Source organism: Janibacter sp. LM, assembly GCF_039631275.1.
In the GTDB taxonomy this organism is placed as follows: domain Bacteria; phylum Actinomycetota; class Actinomycetes; order Actinomycetales; family Dermatophilaceae; genus Janibacter; species Janibacter terrae.
Map to the genome: position 1 here is coordinate 1 of NZ_JBDIVG010000034.1, position 13,652 is coordinate 13,652.

General features: G+C 69.3%; 19 protein-coding genes. 2 read left to right on the plus strand and 17 right to left on the minus strand.

Annotation, left to right across the window (positions count from 1 at the left end; all coding sequences use genetic code 11):
- Positions 1-63 precede the first annotated feature (63 nt).
- Positions 64-351, plus strand: a complete 288-nt coding sequence (locus tag ABC138_RS15650; RefSeq protein ID WP_345914261.1) for a hypothetical protein — start codon at positions 64-66, stop codon at positions 349-351.
- A gap of 16 nt (positions 352-367) precedes the next feature.
- Here ABC138_RS15650 and ABC138_RS15655 read toward each other — a convergent pair whose 3' ends face one another.
- From ABC138_RS15655 to ABC138_RS15735, 17 genes are all read right to left on the minus strand, one after another.
- Positions 368-808, minus strand: coding sequence for an endonuclease domain-containing protein (locus ABC138_RS15655; RefSeq protein WP_345914262.1), 441 nt, complete (start codon positions 806-808; stop codon positions 368-370).
- Between the two features lie 304 nt (positions 809-1,112).
- The gene (locus ABC138_RS15660; RefSeq protein WP_345914263.1) at positions 1,113-1,790 is read right to left on the minus strand and encodes a helix-turn-helix domain-containing protein; all 678 of its coding nucleotides are present in this window, start codon (positions 1,788-1,790) and stop codon (positions 1,113-1,115) included.
- 2 nt (positions 1,791-1,792) lie between these two features.
- Complete coding sequence (locus ABC138_RS15665; RefSeq protein WP_345914264.1) at positions 1,793-2,389, minus strand: hypothetical protein; 597 nt, start codon at positions 2,387-2,389, stop codon at positions 1,793-1,795.
- A 46-nt stretch (positions 2,390-2,435) separates the two neighbouring features.
- Positions 2,436-5,006 (minus strand): hypothetical protein, encoded by a 2,571-nt coding sequence (locus ABC138_RS15670; RefSeq protein ID WP_345914265.1) that lies wholly within the window; start codon positions 5,004-5,006, stop codon positions 2,436-2,438.
- 16 nt (positions 5,007-5,022) lie between these two features.
- A complete protein-coding gene (locus tag ABC138_RS15675) occupies positions 5,023-5,583 on the minus strand; it encodes a helix-turn-helix domain-containing protein (RefSeq protein ID WP_345914266.1) in 561 nt (186 codons plus the stop codon).
- Positions 5,584-5,688: 105 nt separating this feature from the next.
- Positions 5,689-5,892 (minus strand): type II toxin-antitoxin system HicA family toxin, encoded by a 204-nt coding sequence (locus ABC138_RS15680; protein WP_345914267.1) that lies wholly within the window; start codon positions 5,890-5,892, stop codon positions 5,689-5,691.
- Positions 5,893-6,053: 161 nt separating this feature from the next.
- Positions 6,054-6,233 carry a hypothetical protein gene (locus tag ABC138_RS15685; RefSeq protein ID WP_345914268.1) on the minus strand — a complete coding sequence of 60 codons (180 nt, stop codon included), beginning with the start codon at positions 6,231-6,233 and terminating at the stop codon, positions 6,054-6,056.
- The gene (locus ABC138_RS15690; RefSeq protein ID WP_345914269.1) at positions 6,233-7,138 is read right to left on the minus strand and encodes a hypothetical protein; all 906 of its coding nucleotides are present in this window, start codon (positions 7,136-7,138) and stop codon (positions 6,233-6,235) included. The genes ABC138_RS15685 and ABC138_RS15690 overlap by 1 nt, the downstream gene beginning before the upstream one ends.
- 31 nt (positions 7,139-7,169) lie before the next feature.
- Positions 7,170-7,382 carry a hypothetical protein gene (locus tag ABC138_RS15695; RefSeq protein WP_345914270.1) on the minus strand — a complete coding sequence of 71 codons (213 nt, stop codon included), beginning with the start codon at positions 7,380-7,382 and terminating at the stop codon, positions 7,170-7,172.
- Between the two features lie 39 nt (positions 7,383-7,421).
- A complete protein-coding gene (locus tag ABC138_RS15700) occupies positions 7,422-7,688 on the minus strand; it encodes a hypothetical protein (protein WP_345914271.1) in 267 nt (88 codons plus the stop codon).
- Positions 7,685-8,551 (minus strand): hypothetical protein, encoded by an 867-nt coding sequence (locus ABC138_RS15705; protein WP_345914272.1) that lies wholly within the window; start codon positions 8,549-8,551, stop codon positions 7,685-7,687. The genes ABC138_RS15700 and ABC138_RS15705 overlap by 4 nt, the downstream gene beginning before the upstream one ends.
- A 174-nt stretch (positions 8,552-8,725) precedes the next feature.
- Complete coding sequence (locus tag ABC138_RS15710) at positions 8,726-9,520, minus strand: helix-turn-helix domain-containing protein (RefSeq protein WP_345914273.1); 795 nt, start codon at positions 9,518-9,520, stop codon at positions 8,726-8,728.
- 98 nt (positions 9,521-9,618) lie between these two features.
- Positions 9,619-9,915 carry a hypothetical protein gene (locus ABC138_RS15715; protein WP_345914274.1) on the minus strand — a complete coding sequence of 99 codons (297 nt, stop codon included), beginning with the start codon at positions 9,913-9,915 and terminating at the stop codon, positions 9,619-9,621.
- Positions 9,912-10,187, minus strand: coding sequence for a hypothetical protein (locus ABC138_RS15720; RefSeq protein WP_345914275.1), 276 nt, complete (start codon positions 10,185-10,187; stop codon positions 9,912-9,914). Before ABC138_RS15720 ends, ABC138_RS15715 begins: the two co-directional genes overlap by 4 nt.
- Positions 10,184-10,444 carry a WhiB family transcriptional regulator gene (locus ABC138_RS15725; protein ID WP_345914276.1) on the minus strand — a complete coding sequence of 87 codons (261 nt, stop codon included), beginning with the start codon at positions 10,442-10,444 and terminating at the stop codon, positions 10,184-10,186. Before ABC138_RS15725 ends, ABC138_RS15720 begins: the two co-directional genes overlap by 4 nt.
- Before the next feature lie 20 nt (positions 10,445-10,464).
- Positions 10,465-10,803, minus strand: coding sequence for a hypothetical protein (locus ABC138_RS15730; RefSeq protein ID WP_345914277.1), 339 nt, complete (start codon positions 10,801-10,803; stop codon positions 10,465-10,467).
- A 54-nt stretch (positions 10,804-10,857) separates the two neighbouring features.
- Positions 10,858-12,912, minus strand: coding sequence for an FtsK/SpoIIIE domain-containing protein (locus tag ABC138_RS15735; RefSeq protein ID WP_345914278.1), 2,055 nt, complete (start codon positions 12,910-12,912; stop codon positions 10,858-10,860).
- Positions 12,913-13,334: 422 nt separating this feature from the next.
- Between ABC138_RS15735 and ABC138_RS15740 the strand changes: the two genes are divergently transcribed.
- Positions 13,335-13,517 carry a hypothetical protein gene (locus ABC138_RS15740; RefSeq protein WP_345914279.1) on the plus strand — a complete coding sequence of 61 codons (183 nt, stop codon included), beginning with the start codon at positions 13,335-13,337 and terminating at the stop codon, positions 13,515-13,517.
- Positions 13,518-13,652 lie beyond the last annotated feature (135 nt).

Below are 13,652 nucleotides of genomic sequence, written 5' to 3' on the forward strand. Positions count from 1 at the left end.
TCAGGCTGCGTGACCCAACCTGTCACCTGATCGTGCAGCAGTCCCCCGCGGAGAATCAGTGAGGTGAGCAGCACTCCGCAGGATCCTCCGACGCGGCCTGGCATTCCTTTGCGCGATCGCCCGGTCGCGGGCGCCGACGTCTCGACGCCGGCGACATCGGCGCGGCGCACCAGGCACTGCTGGGTGCGGATCGACGGGGAGCGCTTCGAGGGTTTGGTGCTGCAGTGGGCTCAGGATGAGCGTGGGTGGGTTGCCCTGGTGGTCTTCGTGCAGCCTCGGCCCGGAGGTGATGTCACGGTGCAGCAGTGGGTGCCGGCCTCGGATCTTCAGCCGGTGCGGGTCGCCGAGTAGTACCGCGCGGTGCGCCTTACTTCTGTCTCTGACGCAGGTCGACAGTGTGGGGGTTGGCGAGCATGTGCCGCATTCGTTCCAACACGCTGTCGGCGTCTGCCCGCCGCTCTTTGCGGTTGGGGTACGGCAGCTCGAGGTGCGCAGCCGGTGGGTTGTTGAGGTACTCGGCGTAGCGGCAGCCCTCGAGGTGGACGCAGAAGTCGATTCTGCTGTTGCACCAACGGCACAGGAGGCCGCGCACCAGCTCGGTCTCGTGGTCGTGATCGACGAAGACCGCGTAGGCGCCACAGATCATGCAGGCGGAGCCGAACTGGCCGGTGAGCACTCGTCGGGCCCGGGAGACCGGGTCGTTCTTGGCGTTGAGGAAGCTGGGCCAGAACGCCGCGCTCTCGGCGCATCGCTCTTGGGTGGGGATGCTGGCCGGTTCCCTCACGGCGCCCTCGAGCGAGATCCGCATCGTGCCCTTTCGGTCCGACCGCGGGTGTTGCCTCATTGACCGGCCGTTGCTGCAGATCGGCGAGTCCCCAGACGCCAGATGGTAGAGGCCATCACTGCCCAGGCGGGCCCCGTCGATCCGGCGGCGTCGAATCTGGCCGGGCGGTGCATGCACCTGCCGATGATCCTGCGGACGAGGTCGTAGTCCTGTTCGCTGGCGATGAATCGTGCGACGTCCCTCCGGCGGCGGACCGGTAGGTCAGACAGGTACGCCGCTCGGGGGTGGTCGTCGGTGGCGGCTCCCGCGGTCACGGCTTCGGGCCGACTCATGCCGATGCGCCGCCGGCCTGGTAGTCGAGTTGCTCGAGGTCGATGCGACCGGCGCGTTGGTGCCAGGTCTCGGTGCGGCCCACGGGAACGAGGGCCTTGGGTGGGATGCAGGTGTGTTCGTCGACCTGGTCGAGCGCGGCGTACTTGAGCAGCCGGGCTGCGTACCTGTCCGGCACGGATCGGCGTTGGAGGACCTCGCCGTGACGGGCGCGGATCTTGCGTTCGGTGTCGTGGGTGCGCCCGGAGGCGACGCCGTAGACGCGGGCCTTGGGGTAGTGCACCAGGTAGACGTCGTGGTGGTCGACGGCACCGCGCAGCCGAGCGAGTTCCGAGATCCCCTCGGGGCCGGTGGTGAGGGCTGAACGGGCACGCTGGGCGTCAGCCCGCAGCGCGTCGATGCGCCGGCGGCTGCCGTCGTCCAGGGGCGGCCACAGGTAGTCGCCGTGCCCTCGCAGGATCGCGCGGCGCCGCACGATCTTCATCCCGGTCTCGTTGAACTCTCGCTCTTCGGGGTCGCGGAGCCAGCGGTAGATGGTCGACCTGGACACGCCCAGGGCCTCCGCTACGCGGGCGACGTGGATCCGCCCGTCCTTCGGTGGGATCGCTGCCCAGATCCAGCACACCAGGTCGGGGGTGGCTGGGGTGGCCAGCGGCACGAGTTCGTCGTCGGCCACGATCAGTCCTGAGTCATGTCGGTCAGGTGGGTGATGCTGACGCTGCCACCGAAGGGACCGCTGAGGGCCTGCTCGAGCTGGGCGTGGGCTTCACGGTCGCCCAGCAGGGAGGCCTCGTAGAGCGCTTGGGTCTCGGCGGGGGTCAGGTCGATGGAGACCCACCGGTTGTCCTTGGCCTGCTTGTCCTTGGCGCTGACGCGGAACTGGCCTCGGACCTTTCCCTTGAAGCCGCTGCTGATGAGGTGGCGGCGGCGCTGGGGTGAGATGGAGGCCTTGCGGCCGGCTGGGGACTGTTGCCAGCGTGAGGAGAGGTCCTGGGCAGCGCTTGAGCGCGCCCCGGGCAGCCCTTCGCTGAGCCAGCGTTGGACGGTGCGGCGGCCCACGCCGAGTTCCTCGGCGGCCTTGGCGGTGTCGGGTCCGTCGCCGCGGGTGGCCTTGCCGAACAGGTCGGTGAGCATGCGCTTGGCTCGTGGCCGGGGAGTCCTGTCGGCCAGGGCGCTCAGGACCTTCGATCCTCCTCGGTCCGCAGGCCGGTGCTCGGGGGCAGGGGTGGCCTTGTAGCTCATCACGTACTCGTCCGGGTCCTGGTCGTCAGGCACGCTGCTCACCTCCTGGGCTGTTGGTCGGGTTCATCATGTCGTGGCTCTACGACAGCGAGCCGGGCTCGGACATGCGGTCCATGTGCTCGACGTAGCGCCAGGTGATGCCGCTGCGGTAGTCGCCCTTGAGCGCCTCGGGTGCCCAGTCCTGCAGGCGTGCGGTGCCGGTGGGGCGCCAGCCTCCCTTGGGGCTGTTGAGCTTGCCGGGGTCTCCGATCCACGCGGTCTCGGGATTGGGGTCGTTGCTGGCCAGGATGATCGTGTCGCGGTCGACGACCAAGGCGTGGGGGCTGGTGGGAGGAGCGTCCGGGAGTGCAGCTCGGGTCTGCATCTTGATCAGCTCGTTGATGATCGCGGTTCGGGAGGCTCCTCGCAGGTGGTCGCTCCAGTCGGGGCGCCACAGGTGCACGACGGGCTTGCCGTCGAGCTGGCCGAGCTTGCGGGTGGTCGCGGAGTAGATCTGCTTGATCGTGTCGGCGACCTCCGGTGAGGCCGTGGCGCGCCCTTCGGCCAGGGCAGCTCCGATCTTGTCGAGGTACTTGGCCGGTTCGGACCAGGTGTAGGACTCGAGGATCTCGAGGGTCTCGGGAAGGTGCTCGTCGATCTTGTGCAGCTGCTTGAGGGTGTGGCTGGTCACCCAGCGTCGGCGCCCGGGACCGTCCGGGTTCTCGACGAAGCCAGCCGTCCCGGACAGGGGGTCGGGGTAGCGCCAGTCCTGCCACCACGTCGTCCAGTCGGTGGCCTCGAGCAGGAAGTAGCCGGGCTTCTCGGTGCCGTCCCACGCCGCGGCGGCGCCGCGCTGGTGCCGCAGGCCTTCGATGCCCAGCAGGGTGGAGGACCACGGGTTGAGGTAGTGCGAGCGGTGGTCGTAGGCGTGGACCCACTCCATCTCCTGCTCTTCGGTGGTGAGGGCCGCCATCTGGCGCCAGTAGGAGAAGTCGCGCTCGATGCTGCTCAGGCGCGCGTCACCCTCCTCGAGCCACGGGGGCAGCTCGGCGGGCTCGTTGATCATCACGGCCGCTGCGCGACCCTTGTCGCGGATTCCGTCCCCGGGCCAGCGCGGGGGCCGGTGGTAGTCGATCGAGTCCAGGCCGGTGACGCCGGGGGTGAGGCGGAATCCGACGCCGGTCCAGGTCGCGAGCTCGTTGACGCGGTCGACGACCACAGCAGGACGGGCCAGAGTGCGCTGGTCCTGCTCGTTCTCACTGCCCTTCGTCAGCACGGGGATGCCGGCGAAGTCGCTCCAGGTGGGGATGACGATGGTGGCGCCCTGGGGCAGCAGCTCCGGGTGCTTCAGGTGGGTGCGTGGGCCCAGCCAGCCCTGGCCGATCGTCCACCCGTCCTCGAGGGCGGCCGCGACGGCCGGGGTCTCGTTCAGCGGTTCGAGGATCTGCTCGCGCTGTTCGCGTCGGGCGGCGAAGTTGCCCTCGAGGTTGAGGTCGACCTCCACGGGCAGTCCCAGCCGCTCGAGGGCCCCGGGCCACAGCCACAGCTCACCCTTCTGCACGCGTCGGCCCGGCCCGCCGAGTCGGTACCGGGGCGCCAGAAGTGCGATATCTCCGAGGTGGCGGGCGGTCCAGGGCTCGGTGTCACCGGTGGGCAGGAAGACGTCGGTGGCGTTCAGCGCAGCGATGAGCCCATCGAAGTCGCGGCCGCTACGGGACCTCGCGCCGCTAGGTCGCCTTGAGCGCTGGCGGCTGGCAGGGCCGGGGGCCAAGGACGCAGCCGGTGCGGGCTTCTCGGGTGTGGTGGGCTGCTGGTCGACAACTACCGGAGACTGCGCGGCTGCCTCCGACTGGTGGGCGCGGTCAGGGTCCTCGCGCAGCTGCCGCAGGCATTCGCCGCGGTGGACCGGGATGCCGCCAAGGGTGTGGGTCGCTGGCGTCCGGCAGATCACGCACATCTGGGTGTGCCCCACCGGCATCCGCACGAGGTCGTCGCTCGTCGCGGCGCGCTCGTCGAAGTGCGCCGGGCTAGGTTCGTGACCGCCGTCGTCGGCCGCCGTGGCCGGCTCGCCGGACGATGGCGTGGCCGGCTGGGGGGTCGACTGCGTCTGGGGCGGCTGCCGGCGGATCTCGGAGGTGGCGGTCTCGTTCTGGGGCGCGGGTGCGTTGAGGCCCTGGTAGAGGGTCTGCGGTGAGATCTGGGCGAGGACCGCGAGGGTGCGTCGCGGGATCTGCTGCTCGTCGCCAACCCGGGCGCGGGCGATGACGTGCGCTAGGGCCTGGTCGCGGCGCAGCTGCGCCAGGCGCAGCTGGCCGCCGGCGGCCAGAAGCTCATCAGCGCTCGGGGTGCTGGCCGCCTCCATCCGCTTCAACCACGCCGCGCGTTCCTTGGCGGTGGCCGACCACAGCTCAACGCGCAACAGGTGCTCCCCCGCTCCGGGGACTCGCTCTCGCCGCAGCCCGCCCAGCAAGCCGAAGGCCTCGAGCTCGTCGAGCTGCTCGCCCACGGGCGTGGCCGCGTCGAGGTCGCCGGTGAGCGCGGGCTGCTCCTGACCGTAGGTCCAGAACGTCACTCGAGGAGTGGCGGTGTCCACGTGGAGGTGGGACAGCCGCTCTCGCGTGAGGGGGTCCAGCCCGAGGATCCCGGACAGCAGACGTGGAGCCGTGCTCATGTCGCCCTTTCGGTGGTCAGCGGCTGCGGCCGGCGGCGGACTTGGCCTTGCGGGTCGTGGTCACGCCCGCCTCCTTGGGCAGGCGACCCTTGGTCACGCGGCTCTCCTTGGGCAGACGAGCCTTGGTCACGCCCGCCTCCTTGGCAGTGCGGGTCTTGGCCAGGGCCTCAACGGCGCTGCGCGGCAGCACGGTGGCACGGGTCCCGGCCGTCGTGGCGGGCAGGGTCCCCGCGTCGATGAGCTGGCGTACCCACTGCGGGGTCATGCCCAGGATCTGAGCGGCGCCGGCGACGTCGACCAGGTCGGGCACAGGCGTCCACCCTTCTCGGGCGTCGCGGACCTCTTCAGGCAGCGCCTCGGTGATGGCCAGCGGGGTCGCCAGGGGCCGGATCAGACTGAGCGCCAGTCGCGCAGCCTGCTCGAGGTCGTCGGCGGGAATGGTGACCGTGATCTGGCTGCCGGCAGCATCGGCATCGCCGATGGCGACGCCGAAATCGGCCAGCGCGTCCATGACCTGGTCGATCTCGGAGTCGCCCTGGATCCGTTCGGCGGTCTCGATCGTGACGACGAAGTGCATCGCTCTCTCCTCCTCTTCGTGGGTCTGTCACTGTGTGCTGTGGTGTCGCGGATGCGACGCCGGCGGGTCGTCCGGGGCACTACCTTTGCCCCGGACGGCCCTGCCTCACTTCGGTGGCGGCCAGATGAACCCGGCTCGCTTCGCCTGCGCGAGGCTGTTACGCGTCGATCGCCAGTCGCTGGCGGTGCCGGCAAACACCGTGACCACTCGGCCGTCGAGGCTGATCTGGTGGTGCCCCTTGGTCGTGCGGCGGACGGTGAAGCCTTGGGCCTCCAGCGCCTTGAGGATCTTCCGCGTGTCCTTGTCCATGCTCTCACTCTCCTTTCGTTGACACAAGTAACAATAACACAATCACTTGTCTTAAGGAAAGTTCGAGCGGGGGTAGAGTCGCTCTCACTTCGAGTTAGCTGGGTGCGCCGGAGGCCACCGCCACGTGCGGGCCTCCGGCGCGTCTGTCTCCCGACCGTTGGTCAGTCGGCCGATGAGTCCTCGTCTGCACGGACCACGCGAGCGCGGGCTGGCTGACGCAGCAGCCACGTGGGCATGACGAAGTCGAACTCCTCGGCGCCACCCTTCTTCCCGCGCCGCCGGCTCACCTCGGCCTTCGCGCGGATCTTCTCCTGCGGGGTGCCCTTCTTCGCTGCGCTCATCACGCCTCCTCTTCTTGTGGTGCTTCAGTGTGGTCAGGGATGTCGCGCAGCTGGACGACGACGCGCTCGTTCAGGACACCGCCCGGGCCGACGTAGGTGGCCGTGTGGGTGCCGACGATCTCGTACCTGGTGGCCCTGGGCAGCAGGTGGCCGGTTGATTGGCCGCCGGCGGAGTGCCCCATGTACATCCCGCGGCGGGTGGAGATCTCGTAGACCACGGATCGCTCCTCGTCGGCGCGGTCCTCGGGTTGGATCTCGTGCATGGTGTGGGCTGCTGCCGTGTACCGGTCGAACTCGACGTGCTCGCCGACGGGGAACTCATGGGCTGCCGTCGCGCGCAGGCCTGCAGGCTTGATCTCCGGCAGCATCCCGTTGGTGTAGACCACGTGCGACCGGTCGTTGTACCGCTCTGCCCGTTGGATCATGCGGTCCACCCGCTGGCAGGTGCGGCGCGTGGCGTCGCTGACGTCGTCGTGGTGCACGTCGCCGGTGACCGTCGACAGCTCGTCGTTGACCCGCCGCCACTGCTCGGGGTCGGTCAGCAGGCGCTCGGCTTCGCGGCGCTCGGTTGCCGGGGTGCGCGCGAGAGCTTGGTTCTTGGCCTTCGACCGCGCCTTGCGCTGGCGGCCGCTGATGGGCACGCGCGTCTCGTCGGGGTGAGGGAGACCGCGGTGGGTGCGCGGACGCAGAGGAGCCGTGGTCTCGCGGGGGTACGACCTCTGCGCGTCCTTGTGGGACTGGGTGAACCCTGAGCTGCCCTGGATCATCCCGTCCAGGTCACGCAGTCCCTGTCGAGCCGATGAGCGGGCGTCGAGCACGTCAACGGTCGTGCGGTCGCCCACCTTCACGCTGGGGGTCCGACCGCTGGCGGCGTCGGGGTCGATGCGTCGGGAGCGGCGGGCCATCACAGCCCCCCGGTGGAGTGCGGGCGGTAGATCAGCGAGCGGCGGTGCGTCGCTCGGCTTGCACCCGCAGCATGGCCTCGCTGACGGCGTCCTGCAGCTTCGGGTCCTGCTCCCACAGGGCAAGCAGGGCATTGATGCGCACGCTGGCCGAGAACCCGTCGCCCTTCTTGGCCGCCTCCAGAGCAGTCTTGCGCGAGACGGGCACCTCGGCGGAGACCGTCACATAGCCGTCCGGCTGGGCCATCGTCATACCTCGTCTCATCGGGGGCAAGCTCCCCGCAGGCTACCGGGCTCCACATTCGCGCTCCTTGACCTCACGCAGCAGTTGGTCGTACATGTCGACGTGTTCACACGGGTTGTGCCAGCGGTCGCAGGACAGCCACTGGCCGTCCTCGTGAAACCTGACCGACTGCGGCACCCCTCGCGGGCCGCCGCACTGTGGGCACTGGGTGGAGATCTCGACGGTGACGACCCGCGGATAGGGGGCCGGGCTACCCCAGGACGATCTGTCGAGGATCGTCACCGTCATGAGCTTCGGCACGCGGCTCATGCCGTCTCCTCCCGTGCTGCGACTGGGTAGTTAGCGAGGTAGATACGGGCACGCGCCTGGGCGTCTACCCGGGCTGCCGCTCGAGCGGCGTCTGCCACCCGATCCAGAGCCGCCACCTCGAGGGTGTCCAGGCGCTGAATCTCGACATCGACTGCGCGTCCACGCGCCCTCACCTGCGCCATGGCAGCGTCATCCTCGTCGAGCGGGAAGTCGCCGATGACTGCGTCGACCTCGGCGCGCTCGGCCACGGCCAGTGGGCGCGCACGCCGTGCGTCGATGACGGTCTGGAAGAGCTCGTGCGCCAGGCGCGGCACATCCGGCATCTCGTGCGCCAGTTCGGGGAACTGACCGACCGCCACGCGCGCCATGCGGTACTGCATCAACGCCTCATGGACTTGGACGACCGCCGGCTCGGTGTCGAGAAGCATCACATGCGCCAGGCTGTCCAGCTTGTCCGAGTAGGCGGCCCACGGACGGTGGGAGCGCTTGACGACCGCGACGGCCACGTAGGCCCCGATGATCACCCCGACGAGGATGAAGGCGAGCAGCTCCAAGAGAAATCCTCCCAGACCCCCACCGTCGGGCAGCAACGGCGCAGCGACAACGTGCCCGAAGAACCCGAGCGCGCCGCCAGCAGCCCCGCCGACGCGCACCAGTTCCCGGTTGTAGGCCCAAGTCTTCGGCGTCTCGACAGGGCCGGTGGCGCGCAGTTCTTGTTCCGGGACGTACCCCACCTGTGGGGTTTGGTGCCCGTACCACACGACGATGGGGTCGAAGCCCGGGACGTCCAGTGCATCCCGGAGCAGGCGAGTGTCCTCGAACCCGGGGTAGTTCACCGCGTCCTCCCAGTTCTGGCGACGCATCCGGCACTCCTGCCACTTGTCATCTTCGATGGTGCGACCGTCAGAGAACTCACGACGACCAGTCCCCGAACAGGGACTCCTCGAGGTCCTCGAGGAGCCTTCGGCGATCGACGATGTCCGGGCGCGTTCCGCCTCCTTGGTGGTTGTCGGTCATGGCGTCCAGGTGTTGTTCCATCAGCAGGCCTCCTGCATGTCGGTCGTGGGTCGGGATGCGTCCCAGCGCTGCACCGTGCGCAGGCTGACGCCGAGGCACTCGGCCACTTTTCGGGCGGGCATCCCGCGGTCGCGGGCATGGGCGGCGATCTCGCGTCGCTCGCTCAGGGGAAGTCCGAGGACCTTGTCTTGGTCGATCACGACGCGGCGGCGGGCCACGTCATCGACGGCCGGTCTCGGGCAGTCTTCGTCGGCGGCCGTGCCGGCGCTGGGGTCGTCGATCCGGTCGTCGTCCCAGGCCAGCGGGGAGCTCCATCCCTGGGATCCGGCCTGGTCACGGGTGAGGGTGTGCGAAGGGGTCTGCGGCGCGGGTTCCATGCTCAGTCGGTCGTAGATCTCCCGCACAGCTCGGGCGTTGCCGACGCTGACGTGATCGGCTCGACGCAGGCGAGAGACCATCGCGGCCGAGCAGCCCAGGTCGGCCGCCAGGTTGGCCAGCGACCACCCGAGGGTCGCCAGCGCCTGCAGTCGGCGGCGGGTACCGCAGCCGGTGATCAGGGCGGAGTCCTCGAGCTGATCGAGGTCGAAGTCCGCGTCGAGGATCGCCTCGTTCAGGCGGCGCGTGATGCGCTGGCGGCGCTGAGCAGACGATGGGTAGAGCAGCGCGACCATGGTCGACTGCGCGCACCCGACCAAGGTCGTCAGGCTCGCCAGGGACAGGTCGTAGGTCGCGCGCAGGTGCTGCAGGTGCGCGATGGCCTCGTCGGGGTCGCAGGTCGCGCTCAGGGGGTGGTCCGGGTCCGCCGCGGGGGCCACCCACGGTAGACCCGGACCGGTGTCATCCACTGACCAGACGCCAAGGAGATCGGCATCGGTCGCTGACGTCTTCATGGTACCGCTGACGGCTGCGGTGGTCATCGGTGATCACCGCGCGTGGTGGGTGCGGGGATCCAGTCGCAGACGGTGATGTCTCCGTGCTCGAGTGCGCCGGGACGGTCCTCGAGCAGGAAGGCTCCGGGGGCCAGGTGGACCGTTCCGCCGGTCTCGATGTCGACGGTCACTCCCGGGTGGGCGTAGACGACCGAGCCCAGGCCGGCGATGACCACTCCCCCATGGCTGTAGACCGTGACGGTCTCGTCCTGGATGTACAGCTCGCCCTCGTCCGTGGGGTCATCGACGAGGCGGGTGTTGGTGTTGATCGTGGAGGTCATCGCGACTGCTCCTGGGGGCTACGGGTGCTGGCGGCCCACCGCAGGCAGGCGATCAGGGCCACGACGAGCACGAGTGCGAGGATCCGGCGCAGGTCGAGGCCGGCGCCGGTGGTCGGGATCTCGAACAGGGCCTGGTCGGCGGAGACGAGGACCTGCTTCTCGAGCAGCCAGCCCAGCGCAGCGTCACGGATCTTGGGCAGCAGCGCGGGGATGACGAGGGCAGCCAGGGCGATGAGGATGAGCCCGTCCCAGGGGTTGCTCTGCTCCCTCATGCCGCTGCTCCAGCTCGGCCGGCCTCGGGGGTGGCGCTCAGGCGCTCCTTGAGGCTTTCGCGCTCACTGGTGGTCAGGCCACCCCAGATGCCCCACTCCTCCCCTTCGACGAGGGCCTGGCGCAGGCACTGCTGCCGCATCGGGCAGGCCGCGCACGCGGCCTTAGCCTGCCGCTGCTTGCGGCGGGCGTCGGAGTACCAGATGTCCGGGTCGATTTCCCCGGGCGAGTGACAGGGCGTGCTGATGGTGCGCTCCACGGTGTTCTCCCTCTTCCCGTTCATGCCTGGACGACCCGCTCTCGGATCCACTGCACGTCCGCCGCGGGCAGGTCGACGACCTCGCCGTTGCGCTCGAGCCACCGCTCCTCGACGAGCTGGTTGACCCGCATGCAGGCCGACCTCTGGTCGACACCGAGCAGTCGCAGCGCGTCGACCAGCTGGCTGGCCGACACTCCGTCGACCGAGGTGGCCACGAGCGTCAGGGCCGCGCGGTCGCGGTGCGTCAGCCCGCCGGCAGCCGGGCCAGTCAGGTGCAGTCGCAGCCACTGGGCTCTCCAGCCCAAGGTCTGGGCGCTGACCTGATCCAGGCCGGTGCTGATGCTCTGCGGAAGTGCCATGGTCATGAGCCTGTCCCCCAGTCAATAGAACGTCAATAGGTTTCTATTAGTTTTCTATGGCTTTTTGGTCTCGGTGGGTTCGCGCACGACCAGATGCCCGCCGCTGTCTGCGGCCAGCAGCCCCTCGTCGGTGTCGTCTTGGTCGCTGCGCCAGCTGATGATCAGGTGGTCCTCGTCGAGCCGGTCCTGCTCGATGGACTCGATGACGCCCCACGTGTCGCTGGCCTCGTCGACCAGCAGCAGCCAGCCCTCGTGCTCGATGGCGTCGGCCGCGCGCACGGTGACCGGCTCGCCGTAGTCCTTGTCCGGCCCGCTCTTCGCGACGGCCTCCGACGGGTCCGGCGCGACCGGGGCGGCGAGCATGGTCTTGGCCGACGTCAGTGCCGCGACGAGGTCCGGGTGATCCGCCGCGGGCGCGTACTCGGCGTTGGCGTAGTCGTTGTATCGGCCCTTGGGCTCGATCGGCTGCCCTTCGTCGTCGACCTCGGACGGCGGGACGATCACGTGCTGCGGCCAGTAGCTGGTCGTCGGACGCAGCTGGGCGAGGATCTCCTGGTCAGCGGCCTTCTTGCTGCGCGGGTCGGGGGTCCAGTACGACTGGCACTCCACCGGGGTCCCGTCGGGCAAGACCGAGGTGCCACGGCCAGGGATCCCGCGCGGCACGGAGACGCCGATGCTGTGGGAGCCCCACATCATCCGGGCCCCCTCCGGAGAGAGACGACCCAGGCTGTAGCGGGCAGCGAACTGGTCGCGAACGTCGCCGCCGAGCCAGTAGGCGTCAGGGCGCTGGGTGCCCAGCAGCAGATGCACCCCAGCAGAGCGCCCCAGCGAGGCGATCGCGAAGAAGTCGTTGAAGATCGGGCATTCCTTGGTGCCACCCGTGCCCTTGACCCCTGCGTACCAGGTGTTGCAGACCCCGTAGAAGTACCGGAACTCGTCAACGACGAGCACCAGCCGAGGAAAGTCCTCCGTAGCACACTCCCCCGACTCGATCAGGGCGTAGCGCCGCTCCATCTCGAGGAAGACGTAGCGGATCGTGGCCACGATGTCCGGCACGCTCGTGGCCACGATCTCGACGTTGGGCCACCCACGGAACCCAGCGAACTCGATCCGCTTGGGGTCGCACAGCAACACCCTCGGGGGAAGGCGCTTGCCCTGCTCAGTGCTGCCACGGCGGGTTAGGCCGGTGATGATCCCCCGCATGGTGTTGGTCTTGCCGGCGCCCGTGCCACCCGTGATCAGGCAGTGCGGCTGCGCGGCCGAGGGCGAGAGGTTCCAGTAGAGGGTCGTGCCGTCCTCGTCGACGGCGTACTCGACCTTGTCGACCAGCTCCTCCGGCACTGGCTCGAAGCTGCGCTCGAGGACCGCGGGGATCTTCGGGCGGATCTCGAAGCGCACCGAGTCACGCTCCAGGTCCCAGTGCGCTCGCCACCGGCCGGGGAGCATGGCCTGCCAGACCTTCTCGATGTTGCTGCGGATGGTGGAGCTGGTGACCTTGATGCCGACGTCGTGGGTGACCTCGACCGCGACGAGGTCCTGCCCGTCCCAGGTGTTGCGGTGCGTCGCGCCGGCCCCGAGGAGGTTCTCGACCATGCCGAGGGCTCGCTCGGCGATCACCGGGGCCGGTTCTTCGTCGATCACCGGCGGCGTGCCGGGGCGGAAGGTGATGCGGTGGCGGCGGGTGTCGTGCTTGGCGACCTCGAAGGTCCGGTCGAAGCGGACCTCGAGCTGGTCCTTGACCTTGGTCAGCCAGTCGGGCGTCGGGATCACGGCGGGGTCGTAGGTCACCCGGACCTTGCTCGGGGCGCCGACCACACCGGGGCCCTTCCATGCGGAGGCGCGGACCTCGACGCTGGGCCCTCGACCGACCAGCGGCACCAAGCCGGTGGACGCGTCGTCCAGGAGGCGTTGCCGCTCACGTGCGCGCCAGGACATCAGGACGCCGGCGAAGCTGCCGGCGATCAGTCCGGCACCGGCGAACTGGATGGGGCCGTCGAGAGGGGTCAGGTCGCCGGCCACGACACCGAGTCCGCCGGCGGCCGCCATCGCAAGGCTCGGGGCGAACGCGCTCTGGGCCTGGCCGGCAGCCCCGGGAATCGCTCGCATCATCTGCAGTCATCTCCTGCGCTCGAAGGACGTCATGTCGAGGTGCAGTAAGTGCCGCTGAGCCGGGATCTGTGACAGGGGCGCCCGACTTTTCTCAGAATCTGTGACTTTCCCTTGCGGGCGTGGTTACGATCGGCCGCGTGGCCGTCCGAGGCCCGCCGAGTGGCGAGCCAGGTAAGGACGATCTGGCCCACCCCCTTCACGTCAGTGTTTGCAGGCCTGTTTGCATCCCTGTTATGCCGTGCCGACTGCCACCTCGGACTGGGGCCACGGACCCTCTGTGCAACAGGCACCCTTGGGCCTGCACGCGCTGTCGACGCTCTGGCGTGCACCCTTCGATCGGGTGTGGGAGATCGAAGGGGTCGGTGTCGATGGGGGCGACAGGCTGTCTGTGGATCCACGCCTGGGTACTGGTGGGTTGCGGCATGCCCCGCCGGCTCGTCCGGCACGACGATCCTGTTGCTCCCGGGTGGGTGCCGCTGGATGAGGTCATCCGCCCACGGATGCACATCTCGCAGAGCAAGCTCGTGCGGCCCGCTTTCCACCGCACCGGCGAGAGCTACCTCGACCCCGGCTGGCGAGGCTCGATGCCCCTTGAAGGGGTATGAGCCTGCCCCTTCAAGGGGGGCGTGAGATGCCTGAGGTTCCGGGCCAGGAGCCGACAGAGGAGCACCCGTGCCGCTGCATCCCGGCAGGCCCTCTCCCCTGCCTCATAGGGCCTTGGGGCGTGGTCCGTTGGCGCG